Genomic DNA, 13,898 nt, shown 5'->3' with positions numbered 1-13,898 from the left:
GTTTTTATTTTATACATTCATTATTTGAAAAGTCTGTTCATAAGAAACTCATTATATTCATCTTTCATAGGAGAATCAAAGAGATCGAATACATGCAGCGCACCGGGAATTACCCATAATTCTGTTTTCACTCCTGCTTTATATAAGAGCTGAGCATATTCTACATCTTCATCTCTTAAAGGATCCAACTCACAGGCAACAATGGTAGTTTGCGGTAACCCGGAAAAATTATTGAAACACGTAAGATCCGAATATTGAATGCTTTTATCTTTATTTTCTTCGCCCAGAAAATGCAGCCACGCTGTCTCTGCATAGTTTTTATTCCATAATGGAATATCCGTAAACTCTTCCATTGAAGGAGTATTCAGCCTGTTGTGAATCACAGGATATAGTAAGAACTGATGTTCTATATTTTTAATATGATGATCTGCTGCCATTTGGGTTACAGATGCTGCCAGATGCCCACCTGCACTTGCCCCGAAAATAGTAATACGATCAGAATTAATCCCCAGCTCTGACTCACCGTGTCTTATAATCCATTGTAAAGCATCAAAACCATCTAAAACAGGAATAGGAAACCGATATTGAGGAGCCAGCCTGTAATCAACGGAAATAATGATTGCCTTCAGTCTATCTGAAATTTCAAACATCTGGTCATCCACCTGCTCCGGTAATCCGAAAACATACCCTCCTCCATGAAAGTAAAGGAGAACCCTTTCCCGGTTGAAACCTTCAGGTTGATAAACATGAAGTCTTATCTCGTATCCATCTTCTGAACTTGGTATAAAAATATCCCGTACAGCAATATGATCCGGTTTTTTGAAAGGATGGGCTTGCGTAAATTCGTTTCTTTCCTGTTGAATAATTTCCGGAGCACTCAAAAATAAATTTTCATCAATTTCCAACGAATAAGGAACATTTTCAATGCTATTTTTTAAATTACTGTTAATTCTATTAAAATTCATATCATCCTAAATATTTTATTCCACATAAGTGATAAAACCACTTTCCGACAGGATATTTCCTGTTTTTATTTGTAAATTTAACCTATCAACATCCCCCTTTCCAAGTGTACAAATGATTGTCTGGAACGAACAAAAATGTAAGTATGAGTATTAAAGAATCATCCACCAATAATGAAAATAAGAAAACACTGGAATACAGCTGTTCTGAAATATATGCTGTGAATCTCATCAGCGGCCGCTGGATTCTTTCCATCTGTTACCACCTTAAACATGGGAAACTAAGATTTTTTGAACTGAAAGATAAAATCCACAATATTTCTGAAAGAATGCTTACCCTGCAGTTGAAAAAAATGGAGCAGGAAGAGCTCATTACCAAGAAAGTATATGCAGAAGTGCCCATAAAAGTAGAATATGAGCTTACAGAAATTGGTAAAAAACTGATTCCGGTTTTGGATCATCTGGAAGTATGGGGTAACGAGCATAAAAAAGTAAAGAAGAAATAAGCTAAATTCTCACTACTTTTTTAAAGAAAAAACCTAAAGAACAACTCTTATTTTATACACAAACCGAAATGCAGAAAAGCAGGTGTAAGTCTTAAAGTTAGTTAATATCGTTGTTCAGACCACAGATTCAGCATGCTATATTTTTAAAATTAATTATCTTCGCCTACAAATCTTATTTGAAAATGAAGAAGATCATCTCCGGGATATCTATTTTTTGTGCCATCGCTATTTCTGCTCAGGAAGCTATTCAGTTTCAGGAGCTGCCATTCAAAGATATTATTGCCAAAGCCAAGAAAGAAAAGAAATTGGTTTTTATTGATGCATATGCTTCATGGTGTGGTCCATGTAAAATGATGGAGAAAAATGTTTTCACCCAGAAATCTGTGAGTGATTATTACAATACCAATTTCATCAATGCAAGATTTGATATGGAAAAAGGAGAAGGCAGAGACATCGCTTCTAAATTTGGCGTACGTTCCTATCCTACTTATCTTTTCCTGAACGGCGAAGGAGAACTTGTTTCCAGAAATACCGGTTATATGGAAGAGAGCATGTTTGTGGCTATGGCTCAGGATATCAATTCACCAGGAAATAAAAAAGGGTCACTGAAAGATCGTTTTGCCAGTGGTGATAAGGATCCGGAATTCCTGACCAATATTATGAAACTGAACGCCAACACAGATTATGACTTTGCCAAAAAGGCTTCCGAAAGATATTTTCAGAATAAAAAGAAAACTGAGGAACTTACAAAAGATGAAATCGGCTTTCTGCTCTATTTCGTAAAGTCGTCAGAAGATCCCAACTATACTACTTTCGCATCCAGAAAAGCAGAGATCATTAAATTTCTTCCCGAAGAAACCTACAATGAATTTGATGCTCAGCTGAAATTAGGAAAAGTAGTAGAACAGTCTATTGATGATAAAAATAAAAAAATCAATGATGATTATTTTTTAAAGACGGCTGAACCATTGGTAGGAAAAGAAGCTGCTCTTAAAAAACTGAATCAGACCAAACTGAGCTATTATGAGCAGAACAGTAATTTCCCTGAATATGAAAAAGCGGCTTTAGACTATTATAAAAATTCTGATTCATTTGATCCTAATGAACTTTTAAGAGCTGCCTGGATATTTGCAGATCATGTGAAGAACCCATCTTCATTAAAGAAAGCTACTGAATGGGCAGAAAAATCTGTCATGAGAAGTGAAACTTCAGAAAACACTTATATTCTTGCCAAACTTTATAATCTTACAGGAAATAAAGAGATGGCAAAAAACTATGCTGAAATGTCTAAAAATATAGCAGTTCAAGGCAATAAGGATTCTCAATTAGCAGATGAATTATTAAAGCAAATAAAATAAAATATTACATACCGGATGAAATATAAATTATTAGCAGCAGGCATTTTAGCTTTCCTGTCAGCAACTACATTGAGTGCTCAGGAACAGGAACAAGGAGGACAGGATAAAAGTTTATACATAAAAGGAAATGCTTTATTTGCTCCGATAGGAATTTTAAATCTTGGAATAGAAAAACAAATCAGCCCAAAATATACCCTGCAGGGAGATGTTTTCATTTCACCATGGAAGTCTTTCTCAGGACATGAATTACAGTTTTATTCTGTATCTGCAGAAGGAAGATACTATTTTAATGAAGCATTTAAGCACTGGTATGTAGGAGCCAACATAGGTTTTGCGGCCTACAATGCTTCAAAATGGAATTACTGGAATGATGATACTTTTGAAAACTGGAATGGAGAAACTCTCCGCAACTCTAATCTGTATCAAAGAGGATTCTCTGTTATGCTGGGGGTTACAGCAGGATATCAATTCCAGTTATCTGAACGATGGAACCTTGACATTTACGGAACAGTCGGAACATCACAAGGATTTTACAAGGGATATGACCGTACCACAGGAAGACGTTATGATTCTGCTGAGAAATTCAATAAAAGCGGTGAAATCATCCCATACAGAGGAGGGGTAATGATTTCTTATAAATTAAGATAAGACAATGAAGCTATTCGGAAAAAATCATATTATCATTTTAGTGATCACTTTTGTGATCCTTTTTTTAATGAACTATATCGGAAATGATCTTCCTGATAAATTGCAAAGAGCTTTAATGACTGCTTTTGCGGGAGTTGTTGGATTAACGATCGGGCTCTTTATATTGAATAAGGGCAGAAATGATAAAAATCCGCCCCAAAATTTTGATTAATTAATCTTCATACACCACATACCGGGTTCTGATCTTTTCGAAACTTTCCAGATCTGTTTTCCAGGAATTTTTAATTTCCTGAATTGATTTTCCATCAATGATCTGTTTTCTGAAACTATCAGTTCCGGAAAGGGTATCAAACCAAAGATTTTTAAGGAAGAAATCCTGCTGAGGATTTTTATAATTCTGATACGCTTTGATTACCCATTCAAGATTGAGTTCTCTTAAGTCCTTCAGATATTCTGAAAGATTTTCGCCATAACAAAGTTTTCCGTTCAGGAATGGATCTTTAGCACCATAGCTTGGCTTTGGTGTAAACTGGTAAGGAAGATCTTCCGTCCATGGAGAACCATAAATCTGGAAAGGAAGATCCGTACCTCTTCCTACCGAAACCTGAGTTCCTTCAAAAAAACAAAGGCTTGGATATAAATTGATTGCTTTATCATTCGGTAAATTCGGAGAAGGTTTATCAAGCATCGGGTAACGTTGCTTTTTATGATAATTCTTCATCTGAATAAGGGTATATTTAGCCTGAACCCCATTTTTCAGCCATTTTTCTCCATTTACCATTTTTCCATACTCTCCTATTGTAAGCCCGTAAACTACAGGAACTTCATGCATTCCTACAAAACTTGCCCATTTTTTTCTCAATACAGGTCCGTCAGTATATCCGTCATGCGGATTGGGACGATCCAATACCATGATCTCAACATTATTTTCAGCACCTGCTTCCATCAGATAAGACAGAGTGGAAATATAGGTATAGAATCTTACTCCAACATCCTGGATATCAAAAATAACAATATCAATTCCGGCCAGCTGCTCAGGCTTTGGTTTTTTATTATTTCCATACAGGGAAACAATCGGGATCCCTGTTTTTATGTCTACACCATTTTTCACTTTTGCACCCGCATCAGCATCTCCTCTGAAACCATGTTCAGGAGCAAAAATCGATTTGATCTTTATTCCGTTTTTTACCAGAAAATCTACCAGGTGAGTTTTGTCACTCATCAAACCTGTTTGATTGGTTACTACCCCTATCGTTTTATCTTTTAAGAGTGGTAAATACATTTCAGGCTGGTCTGCCCCGGTTTTAAAATCCGATTGAACTTGAGTCTGGGAATAATATTGATTGAATACTCCTAAAAAAATTAGGCAAATCAGAAGTAAATTTTTAATTTTGAAATCTAAATTCATAAGCTTGAAATTTCCTTTATATTTCTCTAGAAAAATAGCATTTTCCAAAGATAACAAAAATAACCTTTCAAGGGTTATCATCTTCATTGGCAGGCTTTCCGTAGCATTGGGGATTATTGTTTCTTTAATTACCGTAGCCACCGGTTTTGGTTCAAAAAAAGCTATCAAAGAGAGGCTGGCAGATTTCAGCGGCCATATTACCGTAAGATCAACGCGTTCAAATTCCTCTTATAACACTTCCGTACTTGATAATCAGGGACTCAATATTGCAAAAATAAAAGAACTTCCCGATGTGGAAAGTACTCAGAAATATGTGACGGTTACCGGAATTATGCGTAATGAACACAATTTTGCGGGAATTATATTTAAGGGAATAGGTAAAGATTTTGACAGTTTACGATTTAAAAAATTCCTTATCGCCGGTACTACGCCGAAAGTTACTGAGAAAGGCTTCAACAATGACGTTGCTATTTCGCAAAAAGTAGCCAATGATCTACATCTTAAAGTAAATGACAGTATTGTTACGGTATTTTTAAAAGCTGATCAAAAACCACTTTACCGTAAATTCAGAGTAATCGGAATTTACAGAACTGATATCAAGCTCATTGACGAACAATTTGTTATTGGCGGTATTAATCATGCAAGAAAAATTCAGGATATGAAGCCTGATGAAATCGGTGGTATAGATATCTTCCTGAAGGATGTAAATGATATCGACAAAGATTTTCCTGACATTGAAAAATTAATCGGCTATAAAAACTACGCTGAAAAAGCTACTGAAAAATTCCCGCAGATCACGGACTGGATCAGTATTTTTGATACTAATATAGCATTGATCATTATCATCATGCTGATTGTAGTGGTTATCAATATCATCATGGTTCTTCTGATCCTTATTATTGAAAGAACAAATTCTATCGGTCTTCTTAAAACATTGGGCGCAAGCAATTCACAGATAAGAGCTACCTTCATCAATTATACCCTGATCATTATGATTCCGGGGCTTTTGTATGGAAATGCTATCGGACTGGGACTTATTTTGATCCAGAAATTCTTTGGAGTCATAAAGCTTAACCCGGAAAACTATTATGTAAGTACAGTTCCGGTAGACCTTAATCCTATCGCAATTATTTCGATCTCGTTGGGAATTCTTCTTATTTCAGGATTGGCTTTAATTATTCCTAGTTACCTGATCAGCAAGATTTCTCCTGTGAAGGTTATTAAGTATAACTAAATTGATAATTGATAATTGATAATTGATAATTAATAATTAATAATTAAAAGTTATTCATTGGCTTTCAAGGGTTTTTGATTTTACCCACAACTTATCCACATATTATCCACAGCGCAGATAATTTTAAAAGCCTTATCTTTGCGCCGCATATAAAACATTTATGAAATACGCAAAAAATATCCTTGAAACTATAGGTAACACGCCGCTGGTAAAGCTTAACAAAGTATTAGGTGAAGATTTCCCGGCATTGGTATTAGCAAAAGTAGAGACCTTCAATCCTGGAAACTCAGTAAAGGACAGAATGGCTCTTAAGATGATAGAAGATGCCGAAAAAGACGGCAGATTAAAACCTGGAGGAACCATTATTGAAGGAACTTCCGGAAATACAGGAATGGGATTGGCACTGGCAGCCATCATCAAAGGCTACAAATGTATTTTTGTAACCAATTCCAAGCAGTCAAAAGAAAAGTGTGATATTCTTCGTGCTGTAGGAGCTGAAGTAATTGTCTGCCCTACTGATGTAAAACCTACTGACCCGCGTTCTTATTATTCAGTATCCAAAAGGCTGGCAAAAGAAACGGAAAACGGATGGTATGTCAACCAATATGACAACTTATCTAACAGAGCGGCTCATTATGAGTCTACAGCTCCGGAGATCTGGGAACAGACTGAAGGAAACCTGACTCATTTTGTAGTAGGAGCCGGAACAGGAGGTACCATCACAGGATGCGGGACTTTTTTCAAAGAAAAAAATCCAAATATTAAAGTAATTGGTGTGGATACCTACGGTTCTATTCTGAAAGAATTCCACGAAACTGGAGAACTGCACTACGACCATGCTTATACTTATATTACAGAAGGTATCGGGGAAGATATCATTCCTGAGAATTATGATATGTCTGTGATTGATCATTTTGAAAAAGTAACGGATAAAGATGGTGCCATCTACGCAAGAAAACTGGCTAAAGAAGAAGGAATTTTCTGTGGATATTCTGCAGGAAGTGCTATTGCTTCTTTGATTCAGATGAAAGATCAGTTCACTAAAGATGATGTGATCGTCGTTTTACTTCATGACCATGGTTCAAGATATGTAGGAAAAATCTACAATGACGAATGGATGAAAGAAATGGGCTGGCTGGAAGAAAATAAAGAAGGGTAATAAACCACTTTACAGATCATAAAAAAACGGAACAAAATTTTGTTCCGTTTTTTATTTTTATTGCTTGATGTTTTCCTTTAATTTACTTTTAAGAATGCTGTATTCTTTCTCACTCATTGCTTTTTTGGGAAACATGTAGCTGTATTTTCCTTCAAGGGAAATAAATTCATTATTGCTGTCAAAATATTCAAAATCTTTCCACTCACTCGTTTCTTTTTCCCCATCAATATTCACAGTGAAAAAATTCTGATCAAATCTGATTTCATATACTTTACATTTTTCCAGAACATTTAAATAATGATTCACCTGTTTTTTCCATCTTGAAACTTTATTAACACTTACCGACAGAAAAACAGCACAAAGCAAAAATATAAAACTCAAAAAATATAAAATACCTTTACTTTCTTTGCTCAGATAATCTTTCAAAAGAAAAACGATGAAAACAATCACTGCAGCAGCAATAGTGGCAATGGTTTTACTTTTCGTTGTAGATGAAAAAAGCAGACTTCCCTGATTACCGCTAAAATAAATATCTTCAAAAATCTTTCTGTCCGGTTTTAGTGTAATCACCTTTTCTTCATTCATAATTATAGAGTTGCTTTAAAAAGCTACAAAACTAAACTAAATATCTTCATATTGATCACTTATTGCCGAAAGTTTATTCATCAGCTCCCTGTTTCTGCGGTTCAGTGCATCCAGTTTTTTCAGCATATTGTGAATCACTTCAAGACCGGGAAGATTGACTTCGAGATCATAATACCAATTGGCAAATTTTTCCAGATCGGGCAGATCATCATACATCAGATAATGGATATTGTCTTCAATCTGTATATTCAGCAGCCCATAGTCTACAAGCTCATCAAAAAAAGTGATTTCTATATTATAGATTCTTACGAGTTCTTCCCGCGATATTCTTTCACTCATAGCTTAGGAATTTTTAAGTTGTTCAAAAAGTTCTTTCTGCTTCTCGGTAAGGTTGGTAGGCAGTTTCACTTCGTAGGTTACAAAAAGATCTCCGTGTTCTCCTTCTTTTTTATAGACAGGAAAGCCTTTTCCTTTCAGTCTTACAGTGATTCCCGTTTGGGTTTCCGGTTTTACTTTAAGTTTTACACTTCCTTCCAGAGTATTTACATTCACTTCTCCGCCTAAAACAGCGGTATACAGATCAATTGTGACCTTGGTTTTCAGATCATCCCCGATTCTTTCAAAATTCGGATCGGCTGGGATATTAAAAGTAATATATAGATCTCCGCTTGGACCTCCATTGACCCCCGGATTTCCATGTCCTTTCAGTTTGATCTGCTGTCCGTCATATACTCCTGCCGGAATTGTGATTCTGACTTTCTTTCCATTAATATCAAAAGTTTGCGGATGGGTTTTCGCGGCATCTCTCAGATTCAGATTCAATTCTGCTTTGATATCATTTCCTTTGAATTTTCCGGAAGCCCTTCCTCGTGAGCTTTTACCAAATCCACCGCCTGCTCCACCGAACATATTCTGGAAGAAATCGGAAAAATCTTCCCCTTCACCAAAATCAGCACCGGAGAATCCGCCGCCATAATTTTGTTGCTGATATTGTCTTTGTTGCTGTTGTTGGGCTTTTTCGTATTCTTCGCCATGTTTCCAGTGTTCTCCGTACTTGTCGTATTTAGATCTGTTTTCCGGATTGCTGAGCACTTCATTGGCTTCATTCAATTCTTTGAACTGTCTTTCTGCTTCCTTATCATCAGGGTTCAGATCGGGATGAAGTTTCCGGGCCTGTTTCCGGTAGGCCTTTTTGATATCATCCTGTGTTGCGTTTTTATCTACGCCTAAAATTTTATAGTAATCTATATAAGCCATAGAAATGAGGTTTACCCAAATTTATGAAATTTAGGTCTGAAAATTGTATAACAAAATGTTAAAAATAAACCTATCTTTGATAAAAAGCACCACATGAAAGAGGTACTGAAAAACTACTCCGGAATCATATTTTTACTTTTGGGAATCACTGTTGGAAGCATCATTGGAATTGTTGCTCCCGGTTTTGTGGAATATATAAAACCTCTGGGGGATATTTTCCTTAATCTTCTTTTTGTGAGTGTAGTTCCTTTGGTATTTTTTGCTGTATCCAATTCTATTTCTTCTTTGGAGCAGCAGTCTAAATTTGGAAAGATCATCCTTGTGATGTCTCTTACCTTTTTATTCTTTATTCTTACGGCAGCTGTTTTTACCATTTGTGCTGTATATCTTTTCCCGGTTTCAGGGGTCTCCGGAAGTTCTGATATAATTTCTGAAGCCGCGAATGATGATACGTGGGGCAATAGAATCGTAAGTTTCTTTACAGTGGGTGAATTTACTGAGCTTTTCTCGAGAAGGAATATGCTTGCTCTATTGGTATTTGCATTTCTAACAGGATTTGCGGCCAGAAAAACAGGTGAAAAAGGGCAGCCATTCAGGGTTTTTATTGCTTCAGGGTATGAAGTGATGAAAGAACTTCTTTTATTGGTCATGAAACTGGCTCCTATTGGTCTGGGTGCTTACTTTGCCTATCAGGTAGCGACTTTAGGTCCCCAGCTTTTTGGATTTTATGCTAAACCTTTAGGATTCTATTATGTTGCAGGAATTATTTACTTTCTGGTCTTCTTTTCTATTTATGCTTTTATGGCGAATGGGCAAAAAGGAGTAAAAAGTTTCTGGACTAACGCAATCTACCCAACTCTTACTGCAATAAGTACCTGCAGTAGTTTTGCAACCATGCCTGCCAATTTACAGGCAGCATCCAAGATCGGAATTCCTAACTCTATTGCCAATCTGGTGATTCCTATTGGGACTACACTGCATAAAAACGGGTCTTCTATGTCATCCATTATCAAGATTTATGTGGCATTTTTAATTATTGGAAAGGATTTCTTTGATCCGGCCAACCTGCTTTTAGCTTTGGGAATTACTGTATTTGTCAGCATTGTGGCTGGTGGTATTCCTAATGGCGGATATATTGGTGAGATGCTGATGATCTCTGTGTATAAATTACCTCAGGAAGCGATCCCTGCTGTAATGATTATCGGGACACTGGTAGATCCTTTAGCCACAGTATTGAATGCTGTAGGAGATATAGTGGCAGCCATGTTTGTCAATCGATTTGTGAAGGTCTGACTTATTTTTTATTTCCTCACATTATTCACTGCGTTTTACGGGCTCCAGGTTTTCATATTCATCGGGAGTGAAAAGTCTGTAATGAACTTTAAACGTCTTACCCAAAGGAGTTTCCAGAGAGAAACCACCAGGTCCGAACCCATCTGTAACATCTAATGTAAAATGTGAATATTTCCAGTATTCAAAAAGGTCACGGTCTATCCAGAACTCGTATCCATTGATCGTTCCTATCATCGCATCGTTCATCCGGGGGAAAAATCCTCCTTTTTCAAAACATTGTGGCTGCGTACCTTCGCAGCATCCTCCTGCCTGATAAAACATTAAAGATCCATATTGTTCTTCCAGTTTTCGGACCACTTCAAGTGCCTGTTCTGTTGCGGAAAGTCTGGATATTTTTGCTTCCATTATTTTTATTTTAGCTTATTAGAAACCTTATTGTTATAAAAAATCCCGGCAGGTAAATTCAGCCGGGATCAGCAACACATCATCAATTAATTTGAGCCGGCAATATCCAAAACGATTCTGCCGTCAATCTGTCCTTTTTTCATTTTATCGAATACATCATTGATATCTTCCAGTTTTGCGGCAGTAACAGTAGCTTTTACCAATCCTTCATTGGCAAAATCCAACGCTTCCTGCATGTCTTTTCGGGTTCCTACAATAGAACCTCTCACGGTGATCCTTTTTAAAACCGTTTCAAAAATCGGAAGTTCAAAAGAGCCGGGAGGAAGACCATTCAGAGCAATGGTTCCTTTTCTTCTTAAAACATCTATTCCCTGTTTGAAGGCAATAGGAGAAACTGCTGTAATCAATGCACCGTGCATTCCGCCAACTTCTTTATGCAAATATTCTCCGGGATCTGTATTTTTCGCATTGACCACAAGATCTGCCCCTAATTTTTTTGCCAATTCCAGCTTGTCATCTGCTACATCAATGGCTGCTACATGCATTCCCATTGCTTTGGCATACTGAACCGCTACATGTCCCAGCCCGCCGATTCCTGAAATGGCAACCCATTCTCCAGGTTTTGTTTCTGTTTCCTTCAATCCTTTATAAACCGTTACTCCGGCGCATAAAATAGGAGCAATCTCCAAAAAATTAACGTCAGACTTCAAATGTCCTACGTATCTTGAGTCTGCGATAACGTATTCTGCAAAACCTCCATCTACACTATAGCCTCCATTTTTCTGGGCCTCACAAAGGGTTTCCCATCCTGTGATACAATAATCGCAGCATCCACATGCACTGTACAGCCACGGAACTCCTACGGCATCACCTTCTTTTACAAAAGATTCAGGTCCGCAGGCTACCACAATACCTACTCCTTCATGTCCGGGAATAAGAGGCATCTTGGGTTTTGCAGGCCAGTCACCATCTACAGCATGTAGGTCTGTATGACAAACCCCGCAGGCTATTACTTTGACAAGAACTTCGTATCTTCCGGGTGCTCTTACGGGTACTTCTTCAATTTTCAGAGGCTGGCCATAGCCTTGGACTACCGCCGCTTTCATTGTTTTTGGGATCATATTTTATTTTTTTGATAGAGTTATTTTGGGTTATTAGTTTTTATCACCAGAGGTAAATTGACAGTTCTCAATTTTTGTACTGTCTTTATAGGTCAATAATAATGTAGAATATGTAGATCAAAAGACTGATATTTCCCTGCGTGAGGGATAGTAAGGGCGGCGAGGAACGAGCCGGTGCGTAATGAAATGGAGCACCGAAACGAAGTGCAGCCCTGCATAGCCCGACCGTTTTGCCCTGGAAAAAGCCAAGGCAATCGGGCACGTCCTAAATAATATTAAAAGAAACCTAACTTATTCTTGTTATAAGAAATCAGCATGTTTTTGGTTTGACGGTAATGATCAAGCATCATTTTATGATTTTCTCTTCCTATTCCTGATTGTTTGTAACCTCCGAAAGGTGCTCCTGCAGGATAAGAGTGATATTGGTTCACCCATACTCTTCCGGCTTCTATCTGACGGGGAATATTGTACAGCTGGTGTGCATCCCTTGTCCAAACGCCTGCACCAAGCCCGTAGATAGTATCATTGGCAATTTTCACTGCATCTTCTTCATCTTTGAATGTGGTAAATGCCAGCACCGGACCGAAAATTTCTTCCTGGAAGATTCTCATTCTGTTATTTCCCTTGAAAATTGTCGGCTGAATGTAGTATCCGTCTTCCAGATCTTCTCCAAGGTGGTTCACTTCTCCTCCTACCAAAACTTCAGCTCCTTCTTCTATTCCCAACTGGATATAGGAAAGGATTTTATCTTTCTGAATCTTTGAAGCCTGCGCTCCCATCATCACGGTTTTGTCCAGTGGATTTCCTACTTTGATGGCTTTTACTCTTTCGACTACCTTTTCAATAAAGGCATCTGCAATATCTTCCTGAACGAGTAATCTTGAAGGGCATGTACAGATTTCTCCCTGGTTAAGGGCAAAAAGAACAGCTCCTTCTATCGCTTTATCTAAAAATTCATCATCGGCATCCATTACAGAGTTGAAAAAAACATTCGGTGATTTTCCTCCTAATTCCAATGTCACAGGAATGATGTTTTCAGTTGCGTACTGCATCACCATACGTCCTGTAGCAGTAGAGCCTGTAAATGCGGCTTTGGCTACTTTCGGATTGGTCACCAAAGCTCTTCCAAGTTCTGCTCCAAATCCGTTCACAATATTAATAACTCCTGCAGGTAAAAGATCACCGATCAATTCCATTAAAACCATGATGGAAACGGGGGTACTTTCTGCGGGTTTCAAAACAACACAGTTTCCAGCTGCCAATGCCGGAGCCAGTTTCCAGACAGCCATGAGGATCGGGAAATTCCATGGGATGATTTGTGCGATTACTCCAAGGGGTTCATGAACGATAAGAGATACAGTGTCTTTATCCAGTTCGTTATGAGATCCTTCGTCTGCACGGATAACAGAAGCAAAATACCTGAAATGGTCAATCGCCAAAGGTAAATCCGCTGCCAGTGTTTCTCTCACTGCTTTTCCGTTATCTATGGTTTCTACGGTAGCAAGGTATTCCAGATTCTGCTCTATTCTGTCGGCAATTTTATTAAGGATGATACTTCTTTCTGTAGATGAAGTATTTTTCCAGGTACGGAATGCTTTTTCTGCGGCATCTACAGCCAATTCCAAATCTTCTTTGGAGGAATGGGCAACCTGGGTAAAGTTCTTCCCATCCACGGGAGAAACTACATCAAAATACTGTCCTTTAACGGGTGGAGTAAATTTCCCGTCAATATAGTTATCATATCTGCTTTTGAACTCCGGACGCTCTAAAAGCGTCGCTGATCTTGGTTCTGTAATAGTGCTCATATTAGTCTTGTTTTTATTTTTCGATAAAGCCAAATTACAGTGAGAAGCTCAAAAGAATATAGCACAATCCTATAAAAAAAGTGTAAAATAGTGCAAAGGGTTCAATTTTAGTATTTTATTAACAGCAACGTACTGTCAAATTTTCTATATTTGAGTT

The 13,898-nt window shown here is 37.6% G+C and carries 15 protein-coding genes; 7 read left to right on the top strand and 8 right to left on the bottom strand.

The window, feature by feature from the left end:
• Positions 1–20: 20 nt before the first annotated feature.
• Positions 21–965, bottom strand: a complete 945-nt coding sequence (locus LC457_RS07390) for an alpha/beta hydrolase (RefSeq protein WP_223599268.1) — start codon at positions 963–965, stop codon at positions 21–23.
• Between the two features lie 143 nt (positions 966–1,108).
• Here LC457_RS07390 and LC457_RS07385 point away from each other — a divergent pair, with 143 nt between their 5' ends.
• From LC457_RS07385 to LC457_RS07370, 4 genes are all read left to right on the top strand, one after another.
• Positions 1,109–1,468, top strand: a complete 360-nt coding sequence (locus LC457_RS07385; protein ID WP_223599267.1) for a helix-turn-helix domain-containing protein — start codon at positions 1,109–1,111, stop codon at positions 1,466–1,468.
• Positions 1,469–1,650: 182 nt separating this feature from the next.
• Positions 1,651–2,826 (top strand): thioredoxin fold domain-containing protein, encoded by a 1,176-nt coding sequence (locus LC457_RS07380; protein ID WP_223599266.1) that lies wholly within the window; start codon positions 1,651–1,653, stop codon positions 2,824–2,826.
• Positions 2,827–2,841: 15 nt separating this feature from the next.
• Entirely contained in the window at positions 2,842–3,474 is a 633-nt protein-coding gene (locus LC457_RS07375; protein WP_223599265.1) for a DUF3575 domain-containing protein, read from the top strand.
• A 4-nt stretch (positions 3,475–3,478) separates the two neighbouring features.
• Positions 3,479–3,685 (top strand): hypothetical protein, encoded by a 207-nt coding sequence (locus LC457_RS07370; protein ID WP_047387374.1) that lies wholly within the window; start codon positions 3,479–3,481, stop codon positions 3,683–3,685.
• On the opposite strand, the gene LC457_RS07365 is transcribed toward LC457_RS07370, so the two are convergent.
• Entirely contained in the window at positions 3,686–4,882 is a 1,197-nt protein-coding gene (locus tag LC457_RS07365; protein WP_223599264.1) for an exo-beta-N-acetylmuramidase NamZ domain-containing protein, read from the bottom strand.
• A 4-nt stretch (positions 4,883–4,886) separates the two neighbouring features.
• Between LC457_RS07365 and LC457_RS07360 the strand changes: the two genes are divergently transcribed.
• Both LC457_RS07360 and LC457_RS07355 read left to right on the top strand, forming a co-directional pair.
• Entirely contained in the window at positions 4,887–6,116 is a 1,230-nt protein-coding gene (locus tag LC457_RS07360; protein ID WP_223599263.1) for an FtsX-like permease family protein, read from the top strand.
• A gap of 160 nt (positions 6,117–6,276) precedes the next feature.
• Entirely contained in the window at positions 6,277–7,275 is a 999-nt protein-coding gene (locus tag LC457_RS07355; protein WP_047387369.1) for a PLP-dependent cysteine synthase family protein, read from the top strand.
• A gap of 57 nt (positions 7,276–7,332) precedes the next feature.
• On the opposite strand, the gene LC457_RS07350 is transcribed toward LC457_RS07355, so the two are convergent.
• From LC457_RS07350 to LC457_RS07340, 3 genes are read right to left on the bottom strand one after another with little or no spacing between them, the layout of a single operon-like run.
• Positions 7,333–7,860: a hypothetical protein gene (locus LC457_RS07350; protein WP_223599262.1), complete on the bottom strand. Its 528-nt coding sequence runs from the start codon at positions 7,858–7,860 to the stop codon at positions 7,333–7,335.
• A gap of 36 nt (positions 7,861–7,896) precedes the next feature.
• The gene (locus LC457_RS07345; protein ID WP_213280285.1) at positions 7,897–8,199 is read right to left on the bottom strand and encodes a chaperone modulator CbpM; all 303 of its coding nucleotides are present in this window, start codon (positions 8,197–8,199) and stop codon (positions 7,897–7,899) included.
• 3 nt (positions 8,200–8,202) lie between these two features.
• A complete protein-coding gene (locus LC457_RS07340) occupies positions 8,203–9,117 on the bottom strand; it encodes a DnaJ C-terminal domain-containing protein (protein ID WP_223599261.1) in 915 nt (304 codons plus the stop codon).
• Positions 9,118–9,210: 93 nt separating this feature from the next.
• Between LC457_RS07340 and LC457_RS07335 the strand changes: the two genes are divergently transcribed.
• Positions 9,211–10,410, top strand: coding sequence for a dicarboxylate/amino acid:cation symporter (locus tag LC457_RS07335; protein ID WP_223599260.1), 1,200 nt, complete (start codon positions 9,211–9,213; stop codon positions 10,408–10,410).
• Between the two features lie 21 nt (positions 10,411–10,431).
• On the opposite strand, the gene LC457_RS07330 is transcribed toward LC457_RS07335, so the two are convergent.
• From LC457_RS07330 to LC457_RS07320, 3 genes are all read right to left on the bottom strand, one after another.
• Positions 10,432–10,815, bottom strand: coding sequence for a DUF779 domain-containing protein (locus tag LC457_RS07330; RefSeq protein WP_223599259.1), 384 nt, complete (start codon positions 10,813–10,815; stop codon positions 10,432–10,434).
• An 86-nt stretch (positions 10,816–10,901) separates the two neighbouring features.
• Positions 10,902–11,936: an alcohol dehydrogenase AdhP gene (gene adhP, locus LC457_RS07325; protein WP_223599258.1), complete on the bottom strand. Its 1,035-nt coding sequence runs from the start codon at positions 11,934–11,936 to the stop codon at positions 10,902–10,904.
• A gap of 275 nt (positions 11,937–12,211) precedes the next feature.
• Entirely contained in the window at positions 12,212–13,741 is a 1,530-nt protein-coding gene (locus LC457_RS07320; RefSeq protein WP_223599257.1) for an aldehyde dehydrogenase family protein, read from the bottom strand.
• Positions 13,742–13,898 lie beyond the last annotated feature (157 nt).

Source organism: Chryseobacterium sp. GVT01B (genome assembly GCF_019970045.1).
In the GTDB taxonomy this organism is placed as follows: domain Bacteria; phylum Bacteroidota; class Bacteroidia; order Flavobacteriales; family Weeksellaceae; genus Chryseobacterium.
This window is presented reverse-complemented; position numbering and strand designations above follow the sequence as displayed.

What these genes read in the sequence shown, in the direction of transcription:
- LC457_RS07390 (WP_223599268.1), bottom strand. Translation starts at nt 965, where the DNA reads ATGAATTTTAATAGAATTAACAGTAATTTAAAAAATAGCATTGAAAAT.
- LC457_RS07385 (WP_223599267.1), top strand. Translation starts at nt 1,109, where the DNA reads ATGAGTATTAAAGAATCATCCACCAATAATGAAAATAAGAAAACACTG.
- LC457_RS07380 (WP_223599266.1), top strand. Translation starts at nt 1,651, where the DNA reads ATGAAGAAGATCATCTCCGGGATATCTATTTTTTGTGCCATCGCTATT.
- LC457_RS07375 (WP_223599265.1), top strand. Translation starts at nt 2,842, where the DNA reads ATGAAATATAAATTATTAGCAGCAGGCATTTTAGCTTTCCTGTCAGCA.
- LC457_RS07370 (WP_047387374.1), top strand. Translation starts at nt 3,479, where the DNA reads ATGAAGCTATTCGGAAAAAATCATATTATCATTTTAGTGATCACTTTT.
- LC457_RS07365 (WP_223599264.1), bottom strand. Translation starts at nt 4,882, where the DNA reads ATGAATTTAGATTTCAAAATTAAAAATTTACTTCTGATTTGCCTAATT.
- LC457_RS07355 (WP_047387369.1), top strand. Translation starts at nt 6,277, where the DNA reads ATGAAATACGCAAAAAATATCCTTGAAACTATAGGTAACACGCCGCTG.
- LC457_RS07350 (WP_223599262.1), bottom strand. Translation starts at nt 7,860, where the DNA reads ATGAATGAAGAAAAGGTGATTACACTAAAACCGGACAGAAAGATTTTT.
- LC457_RS07345 (WP_213280285.1), bottom strand. Translation starts at nt 8,199, where the DNA reads ATGAGTGAAAGAATATCGCGGGAAGAACTCGTAAGAATCTATAATATA.
- LC457_RS07340 (WP_223599261.1), bottom strand. Translation starts at nt 9,117, where the DNA reads ATGGCTTATATAGATTACTATAAAATTTTAGGCGTAGATAAAAACGCA.
- LC457_RS07335 (WP_223599260.1), top strand. Translation starts at nt 9,211, where the DNA reads ATGAAAGAGGTACTGAAAAACTACTCCGGAATCATATTTTTACTTTTG.
- LC457_RS07330 (WP_223599259.1), bottom strand. Translation starts at nt 10,815, where the DNA reads ATGGAAGCAAAAATATCCAGACTTTCCGCAACAGAACAGGCACTTGAA.
- adhP (WP_223599258.1), bottom strand. Translation starts at nt 11,936, where the DNA reads ATGATCCCAAAAACAATGAAAGCGGCGGTAGTCCAAGGCTATGGCCAG.
- LC457_RS07320 (WP_223599257.1), bottom strand. Translation starts at nt 13,741, where the DNA reads ATGAGCACTATTACAGAACCAAGATCAGCGACGCTTTTAGAGCGTCCG.